The 21,220-nt window shown below is 28.6% G+C and carries 19 protein-coding genes and 1 other annotated feature; of the genes, 18 read left to right on the forward strand and 1 reads right to left on the reverse strand.

The features are described from left to right. Positions 1 to 50: 50 nt before the first annotated feature. The 12 genes from RWY47_RS00540 (at position 51) to thrS (ending at position 15,077) form a co-directional block, all read left to right on the forward strand. Positions 51 to 2,264 carry a Lon protease family protein gene (locus tag RWY47_RS00540; protein WP_024619969.1) on the forward strand — a complete coding sequence of 738 codons (2,214 nt, stop codon included), beginning with the start codon at positions 51 to 53 and terminating at the stop codon, positions 2,262 to 2,264. A gap of 223 nt (positions 2,265 to 2,487) precedes the next feature. Next, on the forward strand, positions 2,488 to 3,141 hold the full coding sequence (gene nth, locus RWY47_RS00535; RefSeq protein ID WP_024619970.1) for an endonuclease III: 654 nt from the start codon (positions 2,488 to 2,490) through the stop codon (positions 3,139 to 3,141). Positions 3,142 to 3,144: 3 nt separating this feature from the next. Next, a complete protein-coding gene (locus tag RWY47_RS00530; RefSeq protein WP_224170636.1) occupies positions 3,145 to 4,512 on the forward strand; it encodes a VanW family protein in 1,368 nt (455 codons plus the stop codon). A 105-nt stretch (positions 4,513 to 4,617) separates the two neighbouring features. Continuing rightward, positions 4,618 to 5,088, forward strand: a complete 471-nt coding sequence (trmL, locus tag RWY47_RS00525) for a tRNA (uridine(34)/cytosine(34)/5-carboxymethylaminomethyluridine(34)-2'-O)-methyltransferase TrmL (protein ID WP_021431704.1) — start codon at positions 4,618 to 4,620, stop codon at positions 5,086 to 5,088. 215 nt (positions 5,089 to 5,303) lie between these two features. Beyond that, positions 5,304 to 6,332 carry a BMP family lipoprotein gene (locus tag RWY47_RS00520; RefSeq protein ID WP_021431705.1) on the forward strand — a complete coding sequence of 343 codons (1,029 nt, stop codon included), beginning with the start codon at positions 5,304 to 5,306 and terminating at the stop codon, positions 6,330 to 6,332. A gap of 460 nt (positions 6,333 to 6,792) precedes the next feature. Next, positions 6,793 to 8,361, forward strand: a complete 1,569-nt coding sequence (locus RWY47_RS00515; protein ID WP_224170637.1) for an ABC transporter ATP-binding protein — start codon at positions 6,793 to 6,795, stop codon at positions 8,359 to 8,361. Then, positions 8,354 to 9,448 (forward strand): ABC transporter permease, encoded by a 1,095-nt coding sequence (locus tag RWY47_RS00510; protein ID WP_021428498.1) that lies wholly within the window; start codon positions 8,354 to 8,356, stop codon positions 9,446 to 9,448. Before RWY47_RS00515 ends, RWY47_RS00510 begins: the two co-directional genes overlap by 8 nt. Beyond that, positions 9,448 to 10,383: an ABC transporter permease gene (locus RWY47_RS00505; protein ID WP_035116942.1), complete on the forward strand. Its 936-nt coding sequence runs from the start codon at positions 9,448 to 9,450 to the stop codon at positions 10,381 to 10,383. The genes RWY47_RS00510 and RWY47_RS00505 overlap by 1 nt, the downstream gene beginning before the upstream one ends. Positions 10,384 to 10,527: 144 nt before the next feature. Further along, complete coding sequence (locus tag RWY47_RS00500; RefSeq protein WP_224170638.1) at positions 10,528 to 11,292, forward strand: DUF6873 family GME fold protein; 765 nt, start codon at positions 10,528 to 10,530, stop codon at positions 11,290 to 11,292. Between the two features lie 5 nt (positions 11,293 to 11,297). Further along, positions 11,298 to 12,098, forward strand: coding sequence for a putative sporulation protein YtxC (locus RWY47_RS00495; RefSeq protein ID WP_021431710.1), 801 nt, complete (start codon positions 11,298 to 11,300; stop codon positions 12,096 to 12,098). A gap of 81 nt (positions 12,099 to 12,179) precedes the next feature. Further along, entirely contained in the window at positions 12,180 to 12,782 is a 603-nt protein-coding gene (locus RWY47_RS00490; protein WP_224170639.1) for a DUF445 domain-containing protein, read from the forward strand. 90 nt (positions 12,783 to 12,872) lie between these two features. Next, positions 12,873 to 13,103: a binding site (T-box leader), on the forward strand. A gap of 54 nt (positions 13,104 to 13,157) precedes the next feature. Further along, entirely contained in the window at positions 13,158 to 15,077 is a 1,920-nt protein-coding gene (gene thrS, locus RWY47_RS00485; RefSeq protein WP_224170640.1) for a threonine--tRNA ligase, read from the forward strand. Between the two features lie 39 nt (positions 15,078 to 15,116). On the opposite strand, the gene RWY47_RS00480 is transcribed toward thrS, so the two are convergent. Continuing rightward, positions 15,117 to 16,517: an ATP-dependent metallopeptidase FtsH/Yme1/Tma family protein gene (locus RWY47_RS00480; protein WP_021428474.1), complete on the reverse strand. Its 1,401-nt coding sequence runs from the start codon at positions 16,515 to 16,517 to the stop codon at positions 15,117 to 15,119. Between the two features lie 372 nt (positions 16,518 to 16,889). Here RWY47_RS00480 and infC point away from each other — a divergent pair, with 372 nt between their 5' ends. From infC to RWY47_RS00450, 6 genes are all read left to right on the forward strand, one after another. After that, positions 16,890 to 17,381, forward strand: a complete 492-nt coding sequence (gene infC, locus RWY47_RS00475; protein ID WP_332840782.1) for a translation initiation factor IF-3 — start codon at positions 16,890 to 16,892, stop codon at positions 17,379 to 17,381. 27 nt (positions 17,382 to 17,408) lie between these two features. Further along, positions 17,409 to 17,606, forward strand: coding sequence for a 50S ribosomal protein L35 (gene rpmI / locus RWY47_RS00470; protein ID WP_021428430.1), 198 nt, complete (start codon positions 17,409 to 17,411; stop codon positions 17,604 to 17,606). A gap of 58 nt (positions 17,607 to 17,664) precedes the next feature. After that, positions 17,665 to 18,021 carry a 50S ribosomal protein L20 gene (gene rplT / locus RWY47_RS00465; protein ID WP_021428465.1) on the forward strand — a complete coding sequence of 119 codons (357 nt, stop codon included), beginning with the start codon at positions 17,665 to 17,667 and terminating at the stop codon, positions 18,019 to 18,021. Positions 18,022 to 18,333: 312 nt separating this feature from the next. Further along, the gene (locus RWY47_RS00460; protein ID WP_021428477.1) at positions 18,334 to 19,710 is read left to right on the forward strand and encodes a TrkH family potassium uptake protein; all 1,377 of its coding nucleotides are present in this window, start codon (positions 18,334 to 18,336) and stop codon (positions 19,708 to 19,710) included. Positions 19,711 to 19,730: 20 nt separating this feature from the next. Then, positions 19,731 to 20,402 (forward strand): potassium channel family protein, encoded by a 672-nt coding sequence (locus RWY47_RS00455; RefSeq protein ID WP_021428431.1) that lies wholly within the window; start codon positions 19,731 to 19,733, stop codon positions 20,400 to 20,402. A gap of 3 nt (positions 20,403 to 20,405) precedes the next feature. Continuing rightward, on the forward strand, positions 20,406 to 21,203 hold the full coding sequence (locus tag RWY47_RS00450; protein WP_220795989.1) for a TrmH family RNA methyltransferase: 798 nt from the start codon (positions 20,406 to 20,408) through the stop codon (positions 21,201 to 21,203). Positions 21,204 to 21,220 lie beyond the last annotated feature (17 nt).

The raw sequence follows: 21,220 nt of genomic DNA on the forward strand, positions 1-21,220 counted from the left end.
TAGTAGCTAGAAACATATTATATAAAAAGGAATTTTAAAGGGGGATGGATATGGCTAGATATGCTAATACCTCTCAACTAGAGGGCTTAAATGAGATAATAGGGCAAGAAAATGCAACAAAAGCTATGGAGCTTGGACTTAAAATAGATAATCCTGCATATAACATCTTTGTAGCTGGGGATAGTGGGACAGGGAAAACTACTTATGTACTTAGTGCTTTAAAAATGCATGCAGAAGATAAAAATGACCATAAAGACTGGTGCTATGTATATAACTTTGAAAATAGCAGAGAGCCTATAGCTATTGCACTAGATAAAGGTATGGGTAAATTATTTAAGAAAGATATGGAAAAGTTAATAGAAAGTTTATTGGATGAACTTAAGGATGCATTCGAAAGTGAAGAATTTGAAATAAGTAAAAATGAATTATTAGATGATTTTGAAATTGAAAAAGAAAACTTACTCCAAAAAATTAAGAAGTATGGAGAAGAAAAAGGATTTAAATTAAAAAATAGTAAGGTAGGCATGATTTTCACGCCACAAGATGAAGATGTAGATACAACTTCTGAAGAATTTTATAAAGTTAAAAAGGAATTAGAAAATGCAGCTATACAAATTGCATATAAAATTAAAGATATAGAAGAAGATGCAAAAGAAGCTCTTTTAGATTTAGAATATGAAGTAGGAAAATATATAGTAGATCCACATATAGATAGTTTACTTGAAAAATATGGAGACTTTGAGAAAGTAAGAAAGTATTTAGATGATACTAAAAATGATATTTTAGAATATGTGTACTTATTCTATATGGATGAAGAAGATTTGAAAGAAAAGTACGATAAAGAACACTTTACAAGATATAAAGTGAACTTGTTAGTAGATAATGGATTAGATAGATGTGGGGCACCCGTAATTGTGGAAATAAACCCGAGTCCAGCAAACTTATTTGGGAAGGCGGAATACGAGTACTATAATGGTACTGTAAAAACAGATTTCACTAAGCTGTTACCAGGTGCAGTGCATAAAGCTAATGGAGGTTACTTAGTACTGTATGTGGATCAACTTCTGAGATACAATTTATCTTGGGATATACTTAAAAAAACAATACAACAAGGTGAAATAACTTTAGATACACAAACAGCTATAAAGCCAGAGAATATACCTGTTAATATAAAAGTAGTACTTATAGGAAATAACTATATGTATAATTTACTATACAACTATGATCCTGAGTTTAATAAATATTTTAAAATATTTGTAGACTTTGACAATGAAATGAAAAAAAATGATTACAATGAAACTAGATTGGCAAATTTCATAGCTTCGTATTGTAATAGTAACAATTTAAATCATTTTACTTATGAAGGTGTAGAGCAAGTTGTTAGGTATAGTACTAGGATAACAGGTGATAGAGAAAAATTATCAACTAAATTTAATAAAATTGTAGAGATTTTAGTAGAAGGAGATGCTTATTCAAAAATAAGAGGATCTAAATATGTAGATAAAGAAGATGTATTAAAAGCAATTAAAGAGAGAAGAGAAAGATTTAGTAAAATAGAAAAGAAAATGGATGAATCTATAGAAAATGGGTTTACATTAATATCAACAACTGGATCTAAAGTTGGGGTTATAAATGGATTATCAGTTTTAAATATGGGTGAGTACTCATTTGGAAGACCTTGTAGAATAACAGTTACTACTGCACCTGGAAGCTCTGGAATTGTAAATATAGAAAGAGAAGTTGAAATGAGCGGACCTATACACAGTAAGGGCGTTCTTATATTAAATGGATTTTTACTAGAAAATTTAGCACAAGAATTTCCTTTATCACTTAATGCAAATATATGTTTTGAACAAAACTATGGTGGCGTAGATGGAGACAGTGCATCTGGAGCAGAGCTTTATGCCATGTTATCATCATTAAGTGGAGTTCCTATAAAACAAAATATTGGGGCAACGGGATCCATAAATCAAAAAGGAGATATACAAGTTGTAGGTGGAGTTACTGAAAAAGTAGAAGGATTTTATTATGCATGCAAGAAAAAAGGTTTAACAGGAAGTGAAGGTGTAATATTACCAAGGAATAACCTTAGAAATCTAGTTCTTGTTGAAGAAGTAAGAAATGCTATAAATGAAGGTAGATTTCATATATATCCTATAGATAGAATTGAAGAGGCTATAGAAATATTGACAGATAAAACTTTTGAAGAAGTTAAAAGCTTAGCTATTGAAAAATTAAAAAAATATAGTGAATTAGATAAATAAAAAATAAAGGAACTGCATTTTTACTGCAGTTCCTTTATTTTGGGCAAATAACAAAATATTACAAGATAATAAATATAATTATAGTATATATATTATTTTGTTTTGATAAATAATATAAGTAAATAGATATAAAACTTAATAAGTATAATTTTATATATGTTTAAATTATGTTTAAAATTGTTATATATTATATATGTAAAATTACAACAAGGGGGAATTAAAAATGGCAAAAGCAAAAAAGAAAAATAGAGAAAATATAAAAAAAATATTAGATATATTAGAAGAAACATATCCAAATGCAGAGTGTGAATTAAATTACACAACTCCATTTGAACTTCTAATTGCAACTATATTATCTGCTCAATGCACTGATGTTAGGGTTAATAAAGTTACATCTGAATTGTTTAAGAAGTATAATACAGCTGAAGAATTTGCTAAACTTAACACATTTGAAATTAGTGAGGAAATAAAAAGTTGTGGGCTATATAAAAGTAAAGCTCAAAAAATAAAAGAAACATCAGTGTTGCTTTGTTCTAATTATGGGGGTCAAGTTCCTGATAATATGGAAGAATTGACAAAACTTCCTGGAGTGGGAAGAAAAACTGCAAATGTAGTACTAAGTAATGCTTTTGGAGTCGATGCAATTGCTGTAGATACTCATGTATTTAGAGTATCTAATAGAATTGGGTTAGTAAAAACTGATACTCCTGAAAAAACAGAATTTGAACTTATGAAAGTTTTACCGAAAAAAAGATGGTCAAAAGCACATCATTTAATAATTTTTCATGGAAGGAGAATTTGTAAAGCAAGAAAACCAGAATGTAATATATGCCCATTAGTTGAATACTGTGACTATTATAAAGAAGGGAATGACTAAAAATTGAAGAGACAGAAAATATTTTTCTTAGTAACATTAGTTATGTTATATTGTTTTGGATTGACGTATAAATCTTATTGTATGAGCAAAGAAAGTAAAATCTATAAAAATATATATATTGAAAATATTGATGTCTCGGGACTGACAGAAAGTGATGCGATAAAAAAACTAAATAAATCTTTATATAAGAAAGATTCTATAGAATTATTTTATGGAGATAAGAAATATAATCTATCTTTAAACGAAATTAACTTTAAATTTAAAGTAGAGGATGCTGTAAATACAGCTATTAACATAGGTAGAGGTAGTGACTTTTTTAATAATACAAAAACAAAATTTAATTTAAGTATAGGTAAAAGTATAAAATTAAATGTTGATACTGAATATGATAAAGCAAAATTAAATGAATATATCAATAATTTGTCCAAAGAAATAGATATTGCACCAGTTGATGCGACTATAACAGTAGAAAATAACAATTTTAATATTAGTAAAGAGGTATATGGAGTTAATTTAAAGAAAGAAGCTCTACTTAGTGAAATTGATAAAAATATAAAAAATAAAAAATTTGGAAATATTAATATATACACAGAAACGATAAATCCAAAATATACTTATGAAAAGTTAGTAAATATAAATACATTATTAGGTCAATATGAAACAAAATTTAACTCGAAAAATCAAAATAGAGTTAGTAACATAAAATTAGCTATAAATAAAATAAATAATGTATTAATAGACTATAATGAAGAGTTTTCATTTAATAATATTATAGGTAAAAGAAGCACAGAACAAGGATTTAAGAGCGCGCCTATAATAGTAAATGGAGAAATGCAATTAGGAATGGGTGGAGGAATATGTCAGGTATCTAGTACTGTATATAATGCTGCACTATACTCAGGACTTGAAATCGTACAAGCTAGAAATCATAGTATACCTAGTGGATATATAGAAAAAGGAAGAGATGCTACTGTATCTTATGGAAATATTGATTTAATATTTAAAAATAATTATAAAAGTCCTATTCTAATAAAAAATGAGGTAAGAGATAATAAAATAATAACTACTATATATGGGAACGAAAATGATAAAAAGATAGTAGATATAAGAACTGATATAGCAGGAATTATAAAGCCTAAAACTATAGAAAAAGAAAGCAAAGCTTTATATGAAGGAGAAACTAGAATAGAAAGCAAAGGCAGAAATGGATACAAAGTAAAAACATACAGAGTTTATAAGAATGAAGATGGATCTTCTATAAATGAAGAATTAATTAATGAAAGCTACTACCCTCCTAAAAATAAAGTTTTAATAAAGGGAACAAAGAAAAAGGTAGATACAACAAAAAACTTGAACTCTGAAATAATATAAATCTCCTAATGTAAGGAGATTTATATTATTTTATTATTTTATAAGTTTTTAGAAATGAAAACTTTTGATATAATTAGACTTATAAAATGTTAAGGAGGATTACGTATGTCTTTAAATATCGTATTGGTAGAACCTGAAATACCACAAAATACAGGAAATATAATAAGAAGTTGTGCTGCAACTGGTACAACTCTTCACTTAGTTAGACCCTTAGGTTTTTGTATGGATGACAAATATCTAAAAAGAGCAGGTTTAGATTATTGGGATTTAGTTGAAATAAAATATTATGATAGTTTTGATGAAGTAAGAGAACAAAATCCAGATGCTAAATTCTTTTACTCAACAACTAAAGCTAAACAAACACACTCAGATGTAAAATATGAAGAAAATTCATTTATAGTGTTTGGAAAAGAAACTAAAGGATTACCTGAAAGTTTAATAATGGATAATTTAGAAACTGCAATAAGAATACCTATGGTTGATATAGAAAAAGCTAGATCTTTAAATTTATCAAATTCTGTAGCTATAGTATTATTTGAAGCGTTAAGACAAATAGGATATCCTAATCTGAGATAAAGTGTATACTATATGATAAAAAATAGGTTCAAAAAGAAGGTGAGAAATCTTATTATGATTATGAAAAAGATTTCCTATCTTCTTATTTTTTTAAATTGTATACACTAAATATTAAAAAAAGTGAATAAAATTAAAATTAAATGTAGAAAATATTTTGCATATAGTGTAAAATTTATGGTAAGAAATTATAAGAAAGATGTTCATAGGAGGTAATTATGAAACTTAAAAAGTTATTGTCTATAGGTCTTGTTACTGTATTAGCAGGATCGATGTTAGTAGGATGCAGTCCTTCTAAAGATTCAAAAGACAGCAATTCAGGTGGGGATGACAAAGTAAAAGTAACTATGATAACTGACGTTGGTGGAGTAAATGACCAATCTTTTAACCAAAGTGCATGGGAAGGTTTAGAAAAAGCTAAGAAAGACTTAGGAGTAGATGTTAAGTACATAGAGTCTAAGCAAGAATCAGATTACGCTAACAATATAGAAACAGCAATAGATGATGGAGCAAACTTAGTAATTGGTGTTGGATTTAAGATGGAAAAGGCTATAGGTGATGCTTCAAAATCTTATCCAGATCAAAAATTTGCATTAATAGATGCTGATTTCGGTGGAAAACCACCTAAAAATGTAGAAAGTATAATGTTTAAAGCAGAAGAATCATCATACTTAGTAGGATTAGTAGCAGGTAAACTTACAGAAACTAATAAAGTAGGATTTGTTGGAGGAATGGAAGGCCCAGTAATTGAAACTTTCCAAGCTGGATTTACAGCAGGAGTTAAAGCTGCAAAACCAGATGCTGAAGTAATATCTCAATATGCAAACAGTTTTGCTGATCCAGCAAAAGGTAAATCTATAACTAATCAAATGATATCTAATGGTGTAGATATAATATTCCATGCATCAGGTGATACTGGTAATGGAGTTATAGAAGCAGCTAAAGAAGCTGGTAAAAAAGCTATAGGTGTTGATAGAGACCAAAATAGTGTTGCTCCAGAAACTGTTATAACTTCAGCTATAAAGAGAGTTGATGTTGGGGTTTATGATACTGTTAAAAACCTAGTTGATGGTAAGTTTAATGGTGGAAAAGTAACTGTTTATGGATTAAATGAAGATGGAGTTGGAGTAGCAGATACTACAAAAGAAGATGTATCTCCAGATGTATTAGAATTTGTTAATAAACAAGGTGATAAAATTAAGAGTGGAGAAATAAAAGTTCCATCTACAATGAAAGATGTAAAATAATTAAATTAAATTAATTTAATAAAAAAGACTAGCTATGCTAGTCTTTTTTTTCGCCCAAATTAACTATGATAAAAATTTAGATAAATTGTTTGAGGTAAATAAATGTAAATTAGATTTAAAATGAATTATATATATATGAATACGAATTAAAAAATTAAGAAAATATTAAAAAAATTTTTATAAATAAAGAGGATTTATCAAAAAATAACATAAATATTTAGAATAACATAAAAAATAAATAATATGGTTATTTGTAAGGAATCTAATGTATTATAACTTACAATTTAAATTTAAATTATAATAAATATAAAATTAAATTATAAAAATGACAAAAAATAACAAAAAGTATGTACAATAAATAAAATATTACCTACTATTTGTTGAAATTAAATTGTTATAATACTTATTTTTTAGTATAATAAAATTGGCGATAAGTAAATAAGGAGGGTTATTATAAACTATGATTAATAGCAATGTAGACCACAGTCTAAAAGTTGTAGAAATGAAAAGTATAACTAAAAAGTTTGGAAATTTCACAGCTAACGATAATATAAATTTGACTGTACATAAAGGTGAGGTACATGCTTTATTAGGTGAAAATGGAGCAGGAAAGTCAACATTAATGAATATTCTTTATGGGCTATACCATCCGACTTCAGGGGAGATATTTATAAAAGGGGAAAACGTTAGAATGGAAAACCCTAATGTAGCGATATCTCATGGGATAGGTATGGTTCACCAACATTTCATGTTAGTACAGCCATTTACAGTTGCTCAGAATATAATACTAGGTACAGAACCTACAAAAGGTATCGGAGCAATAGACATGAAAAAAGCGATAGAAGATGTTAGTGATCTTTCAAAAAAATATGGATTACATGTAGATCCTAATTCAAAAGTAGAAGATATAAGTGTTGGGATGCAACAAAGAGTTGAAATACTGAAAGCTTTATACAGAGGGGCAGACATACTAATATTAGATGAACCTACTGCAGTTTTAACGCCACAAGAAATAAATGAGCTTATGAATATTATAAAGAACTTAACTAAGCAAGGAAAATCAGTAATAATAATAACTCATAAATTAAAAGAAATAAAGGCAGCAGCAGATTACTGTACTATCATAAGAAGAGGTAAAGATATAGGAACGGTAAAGGTAGCAGATACAACAGAAGATGAATTGGCAGCTATGATGGTAGGTAGAGAAGTAAGCTTTAAAGTTGATAAAGAAGATTCTAAAGTAGGAGATATAATACTTGAAGTTAAAAATATAAGTGCTAAAGACAATAGAAAAGTACAAGTATTAAATGATTTATCTTTAGAGGTAAGAGCTGGAGAAATTTTAGGAATAGCAGGTGTAGATGGAAATGGTCAATCTGAACTTGTTGAAATATTAACTGGGTTGAAAAAAGCAGATTCAGGAAGTGTAAAGGTTAATGGTTCTGAACTTATAAATGAAAAGCCAATTAATATATTCAAAAAAGGTATAAAAAATATACCAGAGGATAGACATAAAAGAGGGCTTATACTAGATTTTACAGTTGCTGAAAATACAGTTTTACAAAGATATAAAGAAAAAAGATTCTCTAAAAATGGAGTTTTAAATAATAAAGAAATTGAAAAACATGCAAACGAAATAATAGAAGAATTTGATGTTAGACCAACTGATTTTACATTAAAGGCTAGATCTTTATCTGGAGGAAATCAACAAAAGGTCATAATTGGTAGAGAGGTTGACAACATAAGAGTAGATAGAGATGCGACAGGACAACCTCAGGTATTAATAGCAACGCAACCTACTAGAGGGTTAGATGTTGGAGCAATTGAATTTGTTCATAAGGCGATAGTTGAACAAAGAGATGCAGGTAATGCAGTTTTATTAGTATCTTTAGAACTTGATGAAGTTATGAATCTATCAGATAGAATAGCTGTAATTTATGAAGGAAAAATAGTTGGCATTGTGGATGCTAAGAATGCAGATGAAAATACTTTAGGATTTATGATGGCAGGAGGTGTAGATAATGAGTAATGATGTTAAGGCAAAAAAGAAAATTTCTTTTGCTAATAATACGATAGTATTTTCTATTATATCTATATTTTTAGGATTATTAGTAGGGGCAATAGCTTTAACTATAGCGGGATTTAATCCAATAGAAGCTTATTCAGTAATGATTGAAGGAATAATCGGTAAACCTAAGTATATAGCATGGACTATTATAAAGGCTACTCCGTTAATTTTAACAGGTTTATCAATAGCTTTTGCGTTTAAAACAGGATTATTCAATATAGGTGCAGAAGGTCAGTTTATTATAGGTGCTTTAGCAGCAACTATAGTAGGATATACAGTTCATTTACCAGCAATAATACATATACCTCTTACTTTAGCTGTAGCTGCACTAGCGGGAGCCTGTTGGGGAGGATTTGCAGGTTTTTTAAAATCAAAATTTGGAGTTAATGAAGTTATATCTACCATAATGTTAAACTGGATTGCGTTTTATCTGAATAATTATATGATAATGCAACCATGGTTAAGAGAAGGTAATAGTGAAGCATCTCATATGATAAATGAGAGTGCAAGCATAAGTATAGATTGGTTAACGGGACTAGTAGGACCAGCCACAAAGGCTAACTGGGGTATAATAATAGCAATTATATTAGTTTTAATAATAGCTTTTATATTATCTAAAACAACTTTAGGATACGAACTTAGAGGTGTTGGATACAATAAATTTGGAGCTGAATATGGAGGAATAAATATAAATTCATCTATATTTAAATCTATGGCTATAGCAGGTATGCTTGCAGCATTAGCGGGAGCAGTTCAAGTTATGGGTGTAGCACAAAATATAACAGTACTTGCAGCACCAGAAGGAAATGGATTTGATGGGATAGCTGTTGCACTTATTGCTAACAGTAATCCTATAGGTGTAATTTTCTCAGGATTATTATTTGGAGCTCTTAAGTATGGTGGAACAAAAATGCAAACTATACAAGCTCCATCAGAAGTAATAAACATTGTTATAGGGTCTATTGTTTACTTTATAGCACTAAGTAGTGTAATAAGAATGTTATTTATCAAATATAAGAATAAAAAGAAACAAGGGGGACTTGAATAATGGAAGATTTAGCTTTAATTTTAAGTACGACTTTAATGTACTCTACGCCCCTTATATTTACAGCATTAGGTGGAGTATTATCAGAGAATTCAGGTATAGTTAATATAGGATTAGAGGGTATGATGACTATAGGTGCTTTCGCAGGGGCAGCAGCAGGTTATTTAGTAGGTAATCCATGGATAGCATTTTTAATAGGTGGATTAGCAGGTGGTTTATTTGCATTAATACATGCTATTGCAACTGTAAGTTTTAATGCAGATCATACTATATCAGGTGTTGCTATAAATTTACTGGCACCTGGAGTAGCATTATTTTCTTCGAAAATATTATTTGATGGAGCAACGATGACTCCAACTATAGCTATGGAAGATAAAATACCAAGACCTTTAAATGGTTTATTTGCAGAAGGTAGTATATTAAATACAGTTTTTAACACTTATGCAACAGTATTTATAGCATTTATACTTGTAGCTGTAGTGTGGTATGTTTTATATAAAACAAAGTTAGGACTTAGAATAAGATCTGTTGGAGAACATCCAGGAGCAGCAGATACTTTAGGTATTAATGTAAATCGCGTTAGATATATTGCGGTAATTTCATCTGGTATATTAGCTGGTTTGGGAGGAGCATCTATGAGCTTAGCTATTGTTTCTTCGTTTAGACCAACATTGATCTCTGGACAAGGATATATAGCTATGGCGGCTGTTATATTCGGTAAGTGGAAGCCGCAAGGAGCTATGGCAGCTTGTTTACTATTTGGTTTCTCAACTGCTCTATCTGTATTCTTTGGGAACCCAGAACTTCCATTTAGAATAAATGAGAATTTATTATCTATGATACCATATGTAATAACATTAGTGGTGTTAGTGTTATTTATAAAATCTTCTAAAGCTCCGGCAGCATTAGGAAACCCATATAAAAAAGGTGAAAGATAAAAAAAGATGATAGCATTGCTATCATCTTTTTTTATGTCTAAAATAAATATAAAAAAATTATTATTAGTCTATTAAAAATGAAAATAAGTATATAAAATATTAGTTGCATTATAAAAGTAAAATCGATATAGAAGGAACGGTGAAATGAAAGCAGTACATAGTAGACAATCTTTTGTAATTGATGGTGATTTATGTCTAGCGTTGGTAGATAAAAGAATTACTTGCGATATAGAACTAGAATTAAAAAGAAGAAAAATACAAATAATAAAAACTATAGAATGTAAAGAATGTTATGATGCTATAAAATATCATCCAGATATATGTGTATGCAACTTAGGTGAAGGAAATATAGTTGTAGCGCCAAATGTATATGAGTTTTATTCAGAGATATTAATTCCATTAGGATTTAATGTAATTAAAGGAAGTCGCTATATAGAAAAAAAATATCCTAACAATATTCAATATAATGTAACTATGATGGGAAGATTTGCAATACATAATTTTGATTATACAGATGAAAAAATTTTAGACTACATAAACAAAAAAAATCTTATAAAGGTAAATGTAAAACAGGGATATTCTAAATGTTCGATTTGTATAGTTGATGAAAATTCAATTATAACTTCTGATAAAGGGATATATAAATCTGTAAAACAATATGGTATAGATTGCCTTCTTATAAGACCTGGAAATATAAATTTATTTCAATTAGATTATGGATTTATAGGTGGATGTACAGGGTTTATAAGTAAAAATGAAATAGCTTTTTTAGGAGATGTAAAAAAACATCCAGATTATGAACTTATAAAAAAATTTATAAAATCAAAAAATAAGGAAATAGTAAGTTTAAGCAAAGAACAATTATTAGATTTAGGTTCTATAATTCCTTTGATGACTAGAAAGGAGTGATGACTATGGACAACAAAGAGATTTATCTGAGCTTATTGCCTAAATATGAATTAGCTGTAAATCAATTTGTAAAACAAACTAAGTTTAGCAATATTATAAATTACAATGATGATGTTATAGAAATAAAAATAAGCACGAAGGATAGAACGGATGAAACAGTTCTAGAAATATCAAGAGAGATAACTGATATTTTGATGCAAGTAATAAAAGAGGTTATATTGAAGGAATATATACAGAAATCATATGGAGATAAGTATAATCAGGAAATAGAAAAAATATATTTAAAATCATTAGAAGTATTTAAAAGTAAAGACTTATTATTAAGAGAAATAATATTTTGTAGAATGAATAATTACATATTAAATAATGACCATATAGATGTGGATGGTTTTGTAAAGTTTAGAATGAAAGAACTAATGGGATATATAGCTAACATTTGTGAAGATGCACTAGAAGAATATTTAATAGAGAAAGACTATGATGAATTCATTAGTGTATTAAGATATTTTATAAATGTACAAGAAACTAAAATTGACACATTGAAAGTATACATAAGGAAAGATAACTCGTTCATATTATATGATAAAAATGACAACATAATAGAAAATGAAAATGATGAAGAGTTAATAAATATGTTTATAAAAGAAAATTTAAATTATGAAGATTTCTTAATTAGTACATTGCTTTCTTTGTGCCCAAATCATATAATTATATACGATTCTTTACAAACTAACTCATCTAGAGAAATTATAGATACTATAAAAGCGATATTTGAAGAAAAGGTAGAAGAAAAAAATAAATCTTAAAATTTAAAAAATGTATTGAAAAAAAATCATTAAAGTATAAAATATATATTGTTTCTAATTAAAATAATAAGGAGATTTGAGATGAACAATATATATATAATTTTGATAATGGCAATTATTGGAGGTATTATCGGATATGTAACTAATAAATTAGCTATAAAGCTTATATTTAGGCCTATAAATCCTATAAAAATACCTCTTGCAAATTTTGAAATAATAGGTCTTATCCCGAAGCGAAGAAAAGAAATAGCTATAAAAATAGGAGAAGTTATCCAAGATGAGTTTGTATCTTTAGATGATATATTAGAAAATTTAATAACAGAAGAAGATAAAGTAAAAGCTACTGAATATATAAAGTCTAAAGTTAATTCTATAGTAGAGGAAAAAGCGACTCTTATACCTAGTTATATAAAATCTGTTATAAAAAACTATATAGAGGATATAATAGAAAAAGAAGTTAGTGCTTCTATTGATGAACTAGGAAGTGAAGTTGTATCAAAAGCGCATGAAAGAGTAAATATACAACAAATAGTAGAGGAAAAAGTTGATAGCTTAGATTTACTTGAATTAGAAGATATAATACTTAGTATAGCAAGCAATGAGTTAAAGCATATAGAATTATTGGGATTAATACTAGGTTTTGTTATAGGAATAATACAAGGTATAATAACAATTTTTATATAAATTTTATGTAACAAAAAAATATTTAAATTTATATAATATTTAGAGTTGATATATATCGCTTGATTTGATATAATTTGTATTAATATTAATATAGTTGCTATGAAAAGGAAGAGTAAAATAGAAACAATTTTCAGAGAGGATATATCATAGGCTGAAAGTATATCTAAAAATGACTATTTGAAAACTACCTTGGAGCAGAGTTTAGTAGCTTATAAGCGCTTATAAGTAAAAGTACTCGGTTGACAACCTTATAGTCATCAAGAGGGCAATGTTTATAACATGCCAACTTGGGTGGAACCGCGAATGTTACTCGTCCCATGATTTTCATGGGCCGAGTTTTTTTATTTTATACAAAAAAATTAAGGAGGTAAGGTCATGATAAAAGTTACTTTAAAAGACGGATCTGTAAAGGAGTACTCTAAAGGTACTACAGTTATGGATATTGCTAAATCGATAAGTGAAGGATTAGCTAGAAGTATAGTAGCTGCATCTGTTAATGAAGAGGTTGTTGGGTTAGATTTCGAAGTTAATGAAGATTGCGAATTAAATTTATTTAAATTTGATGATGAAGAAGGAAAAGATGTGTTCAGACATACATCTGCTCACATGCTAGCACAAGCTATAAAAAGACTATACCCTGAAGCTAAATTAGCTATAGGGCCAAGTATTGAAAATGGATTCTACTATGATATAGATTTAGAGTACAGATTAACTCCAGAGGATTTAGAAAAGATAGAAGCTGAAATGAAAAAAATAGCTAAAGAAGATTTAGCTATAGAGAGATTTGAATTAAGTAGAGAAGATGCTATAAAGTTAATGGAAGAACAAGGGGAAAACTATAAGGTAGAACTTATATCAGAACTACCTGAAGGAGAAATTATATCTTTCTATAAACAAGGAGATTTTACAGATTTATGTAGAGGGCCACATTTATCTTCTACTAAAAAGGTTAAAGCTATAAGACTTCAAAACGTAACAGGGGCTTACTGGCGTGGAGATGAAAAAAATAAGATGTTACAAAGAATATATGGAACATCTTTTGAAAAGAATAAAGATTTAGAAGCATACTTACACTTAGTAGAAGAAGCTAAGAAAAGAGACCATAGAAAATTAGGTAGAGAATTAGAATTATTCTTCATACCAGAAGAAGGGCCAGGATTTCCATTATTCTTACCAAAAGGTATGGAACTTAAAAATGAATTATTAAAATTCTGGAGAGAGCTACACAGAAAAGACGGATATGTAGAGATAGAAACTCCTATAATATTAAACCAAAAATTATGGGAAACTTCAGGACACTGGTATCACTATAAAGAAAACATGTACACTGTAGATATAGATGATATGCAATTTGCTATAAAACCAATGAACTGCCCAGGTGGTATGTTATACTATAACTTTAAGCAACATTCATACAAAGATTTCCCTATGAGAGTGGCTGAGTTAGGAAGAGTTCATAGACATGAATTATCTGGAGCTTTAAATGGTCTTAAGAGAGTTAGAGCATTTACTCAAGATGATGCACATATATTCATGCTACCAGAGCAAATAAAAGATGAAATAAAAGGTGTTGTTTCATTAATAGATAAGGTGTATTCTGCATTTGGATTTGAATATCACTTAGAGTTATCAACTAGACCAGAAGATTCAATGGGAACAGATGAAGAGTGGGAAGCAGCTGAAAACGGATTAAGAGAAGCTTTAGAAGAATTAAATCTACCTTATGTAATAAATGAAGGAGATGGAGCATTCTATGGTCCTAAGATAGACTTCCACTTAAAAGATTGCTTAGGAAGAACTTGGCAATGTGGAACTATACAATTAGATATGCAATTACCACAAAGATTTGATATTAGTTATGTAGGCGAAGATGGGGAAAAACATAGACCTGTTATGATCCATAGAGTTGCATTAGGAAGTATAGAAAGATTTATAGGTATATTAATAGAACATTATGCTGGTAAATTCCCAACTTGGATATCTCCGGTTCAAGCTAAAATATTACTAGTATCTGATAGATTTAAAGAATATGCAGAAGAAGTTAAAAATGCATTATTTGATAAAGGTATAAGAGTAGAACTTGATGATAGAGCTGAAAAAATCGGATATAAAATAAGAGAGGCTCAACTTCAAAAAGTTCCTTACATGTTAGTGGTTGGAGAAAAAGAAGTTAATGAAAAGAAAGTTTCTGTAAGATCAAGAGATAATGGAGAAATGGGTGCAATGGATATAGATGCATTTATTGCAAATGTATTAAAAGAAGTAGAAGAAAGAACTAATGTAATTCAAGCATAATAAACAATAAAAAAGTTAGCCTTTAAGGCTAACTTTTTTTTATACACATTCTTTTCTTATTATATTTTTTAACTCTTCGTGAGTCATAGTTTCTTTGTCAAATAGATGTTGAGAAACTAAATGAAGGTCATTTAAACTTGAGTTTAGAAGATTAAGAGTTTCTTCATAACAAGAGTCTATTATACTAGTAGTTTCTTCTTGGATTTGTTTTGATAAAAAGCTTTTTTGATTTTGATCTATAGTCATAGCTCCAAGATTACTCATACCATAGTCACAAACCATTTGAGTTGCTATATCAGTTACTTTTTTTAAGTCATCCTTAGCTCCTGTAGATTTATGACCAAATATTATTTCTTCAGCAGCTTTACCTGCAAGTAAGATTTTAATTTTTCCTAAAAGTTCATCTTTAGTATAAATATATCTATCTTCATCTGGAAGTTGAAGTACATATCCTAGTGCTTGACCTCGAGGTATTATAGATATTTTTTGTATAGGGTTTATACCTAATGTATTACTAACTAAAGCATGACCAGCTTCGTGGTAAGACACTATACGTTTTTCTTTTTCAATAAGTTTTGAATTTTTTGATTCAAGTCCAGCGATAACTCTTTCAATAGCTTTGTCAAAATGAATACTATTGATATTTTCGCTGCTTTCTCTTACTGCAAATATAGCAGCTTCATTTGCTATATTTGCTAAGTGAGCACCATTGAACCCGTGAGTTTTTTTAGCTAATAAGTTTAAGTCTACGGAGTTATCAATTGGTTTGTTTTTAGTATGAACTTTTAGTATTTCTAATCTAGTGTGATAATTAGGTTCTCCTATATGGACATGTCTGTCAAATCTACCTGGTCTAAGTAATGCATCATCTAATAAGTCTAGTCTATTAGTTGAACCTACTATAAGTATGTTAGAATCTTTATTAAATCCATCCATCTCAACAAGAAGTTGGTTTAATGTTTGATCCTTTTCATTATTACTTTCTAGATGTCTTTTGGCTCCTATTGCGTCAATTTCATCTATAAATATTATACTAGGGGCTTCTTTTCTAGCCTTTTCAAACAATGTTCTAACTCTTTTTGCCCCTACACCAACATATTTTTCAACGAATTCAGATCCTGTTACATTGAAAAATGATGCGTTCGTTTCACCAGCCATAGCTGATGCAAGCAATGTTTTACCTGTACCAGGAGGTCCATAGAATAAAACACCTTTAGGAATTTTAGCACCCATTTTTTGATACTTTGTTGGGTTTTTCATAAAATCAACTATTTCAAATAGTTCTTCTTTAACCTCTTCTAATCCAGCAACATCATTAAATGTTGTTTTAGGCTTAGTTGAATCAGAGTTGTCATTAGAAGTTTCTTTTTCCATTTTTGTCTGATTAAACGCAGGCGCAGGGTTGTTGATTTTCTTAAAAAAATTATTTAACATTTTCATAGTCAAACACCTCAGTTATAAAAATTGTTGTTATTACATATATTTGCCGATTTTCAAATTAATATTATTAAATTTTTATATTTTTCAAATTAAAAATATTTAATTCATTAAAAGTATGTCCATAAATCTAATAATTAATTATAAAATTAAAAAAATAATTGACACTTATTTAAACTGATGGTATAGTATATAGAGTAATAAAAAACAAGAAGAAGTCCGCTTCTCACCTTACAACAATAAAGTTAGTAAGGTAAATATAAGTTAAGATTTAAGCGTTTTATTAATTGTAGTAACTTATATGGCGGATGATGATATCATTCGCCTTTTTTAATATAAAATTGGAGGTGTCCTACTATTAGTAAGGAATTAGCAATCAATGATGAGATAAGAGATAAGGAAATAAGAGTTCTTTCAGAAACTGGTGAGCAACTTGGAATAATGACTTCTAGAGATGCACAATTAATGGCAAACGAGAAGAATTTAGATTTAGTAAAAATATCACCTAATGCGAACCCACCAGTATGCAAGTTAATGGATTATGGTAAATATAAATATGAACAATCTAGAAAAGAAAAAGAATCTAAGAAGAAGCAAAAGGTCGTAACTGTAAAAGAAGTTAGATTAAGACCAGGTATAGAAGAAAACGACATAAATACAAAAGCAAATAATGCTATTAAATTCCTTAAAAAAGGAGACAAAGTTAAGGTTGAACTTAGATTTAGAGGTAGAGAACTAGGGCATAAGGATTTAGGAAAACAAGTAATGCTTAAGTTTATAGACCTAGTAAAAGAGTTTGGAGAACCAACAAAAGCCCCTGCATTTGAGGGTAATAACATGGTTGTAATGATAGATCCAAAAAAATAGATATACATTTGAGAGGAGGATATTAATATGCCTAAAATGAAAACTCATAGAGGAGCAGCTAAGAGATTCAAAAAGACTGCTAGTGGAAAATTAAAGAGAGGTAAAGCTTTCAGAAGACATATACTAACTAAGAAAGATGCTAAGACTAAAATGCAATTAAGAAAGTCTGGAGTAGTTAGTGAAGGTGATGCTAGAAGAATAGCACAATTATTACCATACTTATAAGATCGAATACAAATAGATAAAAATTATTTAGAACAGAGAAACGAAGGAGGTTACGACGATGGCAAGAGTTAAAAAAGCTATGAACGCTCGTAAGAAGCATAAGAAAGTATTAAAACTTGCAAAAGGTTACAGAGGATCAAGAAGTAAATTATACAGACCAGCTAACGAGTTTGTAATGAAAGCATTAAAGCACGCTTATGTTGGTAGAAAATTAAAGAAGAGAGATTTCAGAAAACTTTGGATACAAAGAATAAATGCAGCTACTAGAGCTAACGGAATGTCTTATTCAAGATTTATGAACGGATTAAAATTAGCAGGTGTTGAAGTTAACAGAAAAATGTTATCTGAAATGGCTATAAACGATCCTCAAGGATTCGCTAAATTAGTAGAAGTTGCTAAATCAAAATTAGCTTAATTATATAAAACTCTGGGTTTTGACTCAGAGTTTTTTTTATGCATTTAAACATTAGATTAAACAAAAAATTGCTGGAAAATCAATTTAACTTGCATATAAAATAAAGTGAAATTTTTATCAAATGAGAAAAGTTACATATGTTAAATTTATGTAAAGATATAATAAATATTTTTAAAATTACAAATTTCCATTTAAGTATAGATATATTTAAAAACTAAGTATATAATGTATTTTATTATTGTTATAAGCACAATAATATAGTTATACAAAATGAAGATTTAATTATAATATATACAGGAGGAGATAAAGTAGGTGAAAGAGTTTATTTTAAAGATTAAAAAGCCGATTAATAAATTAAATCCACCTCAAATAATGGTAATTGGTTTTGCTACTGTTATATTAATAGGAGCGATACTACTTACACTTCCTATTGCTACAAACACGGGAGAATCTACTCCATTTGTAGATGCTTTATTTACGTCTACGTCTGCGGTCTGTGTAACAGGTTTAGTAGTAGTAGATACAGCTACACATTGGAACTTATTTGGACAAATTGTAATAATTGCATTAATTCAAGTCGGTGGTTTAGGATTTATGACAATAACAACTTTATTTGCATTAATAACTAAAAAAAGGATAAATCTGAAAGAAAGACTTCTTATACAAGAGGCATTAAATCAAATTGACCTATCTGGATTAGTTAAACTAACTAGATATGTATTATTGATGACTTTTGTTATAGAAGGATTTGGAGCGTTAATATTATCAACAGTATTTATACCTGAATTTGGTTTAGTTAAAGGGATATGGTTTAGTATTTTCCATGCTATTTCAGCATTCTGTAATGCTGGATTTGACCTTATGGGGAATATAAGCGGACCATTTACTTCAATTACAAAATATGTAAATAATATAACGGTAAGTCTTACTATCTCAGCGCTTATAGTGCTTGGAGGTATAGGATTCCCGGTAATTTTAGATGTAGTAAAAAATAAAAAACCATCTAAATTAAATATACATTCAAAAGTAGTATTAATAACAACGGCAACATTAATAATTACTGGTATGGTATTTATATTATTTATAGAATATTCAAATCCTAAAACACTAGGAGATCTTTCATTAAAAGGTAAACTATTAGGATCATTATTCCAATCAATTACACCGAGAACTGCTGGATTTAATACTATAGACTTAGCATCTATGCATCAGGGCAGTTTATTTATAATGATTATTTTAATGTTTATAGGAGCATCACCTTGTTCTACAGGTGGAGGTATAAAAACTACAACTATTGCAACTATAGTACTTGCTGTAAGAAGCTTTATATTTGAAAGAGAAGATATAGAAGTATTTGAAAGAAGAGTCGGGATTAATGCAGTAAGAAAGTCTATAGCAATATTCTTTATAGGAATATTAGTTGTATTTGTAGGGATTTTAATTATAAACTTAACACAAGAATCTTTTGATTTAATAGAATCAGCATTTGAGGTTGCATCAGCATTTGCAACAGTAGGTTCAAGTATAGGAGGAAGTCCTAATTTAAACGTATTTGGTAAAATAGTAATAATGATGTATATGTTTATGGGAAGAGTAGGATTCTTAACTATATTTATAGCATTGGTTGCTAAAAATTCTGTTAAAAAACAAGTTATAAGATTCCCTGAAGGTAAAATTATAGTAGGATAGAAAGTTAGGAGAGAACAGGTATGAAACAATATATAGTTATAGGTTGTGGAAGATTTGGATCGTCAGTAGCAACTACAATGCATTTACTAGGACATCAAGTAATGGCAATAGATAAAAGTGATGATGCAGTACAAGCTATATCTGAAAAAGTTACACATGCAGCGATTGTAGATGTTACGGATGAACAAGCACTAAGAGCTTTAGGTATGGGAAATTTTGATGTAGCAATAATTGCGATAGGTTCAGATATAAGAGCTTCTATAATGGCTACTTTAATAGCTAAGGAAATGGGTGTAGAGCAAATTGTATGTAAGGCAAAAGATGAACTACAAGCTAAAGTTTTATATAAAATAGGTGCTGATAGAGTTGTATTCCCTGAAAGAGATATGGGAGTTAGAGTAGCACATAATTTAGTTTCAAATAATATATTAGACCATATAGAGTTAGATCCAGACTATTCTATAGTTGAAATTGTTACACCTAGAGAATGGGAAGGTAAGACATTAATAGAATTAGATTTAAGAGCTAAATATGAAATAACAGTATTAGCTATAAAGTGTGATAAAACTATAAATGTTACACCATCTCCAGAAGAAAAATTAAATGCAGGAAGTATATTAGTTGTTATAGGTCAAAACAGTAAAATAAGTACAATAACAGCAGATAGTGACTTTTCATTTAGGAGAAAATAAAAAATGATAGTATCGATAAGTAGTAAGGATAATGAAAAAGTTAAATTAACTAAATCTCTTTTAAAAAGCAAAAATAGATTAAAAGAGTCTAAATTTTTAATAGAAGGATTTAGAATTTTAACTCAAGCTATAGATTGTAGTGCAGATTTGCAATATGTATTTATAAATGAAAATTTTGAGACTAAAGAAGAACATGTTGAATTCTTAAAAGTTTTAGAAAGTAAAAATATAAAAGTATACAAAACTACAAATAAGATATTTAATGAGTTTATAGATACAGAAAGCACTCAAGGTATAGTTGGAGTTGTTGGTATACAAAAAAATAATATTCAAGATATTTTAGATGAAAATTGCAGATTTGTATTAATTTTAGATAGAATACAAGACCCAGGGAATATGGGGACTATAATAAGAACAGCAGATGCAGCAGGTGTAGATGCTATAATAAACTTAAAAGGTTGTGTAGATATATATAATAGTAAAGTTACGAGATCTACAATGGGGTCAATATTTGATATGAAAATAATAAATATGACTCAAGAGGAAGCATTAAAAGAACTAAAAGATAGGAAATTTGATATTGTATCAAGTTATTTAAATACAAATAACTTTTATGATGGAGTAGAATATAACTATAAAACAGCTCTTGTTATAGGTAATGAAGCTAATGGTGTTAATGATGAACTTATAGAAGAATCAGATATACTAGTTAAAATACCTATATACGGAAAAGCTGAATCTTTAAATGCAGCTATAAGCTCAGCTATACTTATGTATGAAATCAAAAAATATATGATATAATAGAGTTGTATTGAAAA

The organism is Paraclostridium sp. MRS3W1 (assembly GCF_032465715.1).
Lineage (GTDB): Bacteria > Bacillota > Clostridia > Peptostreptococcales > Peptostreptococcaceae > Paraclostridium > Paraclostridium dentum.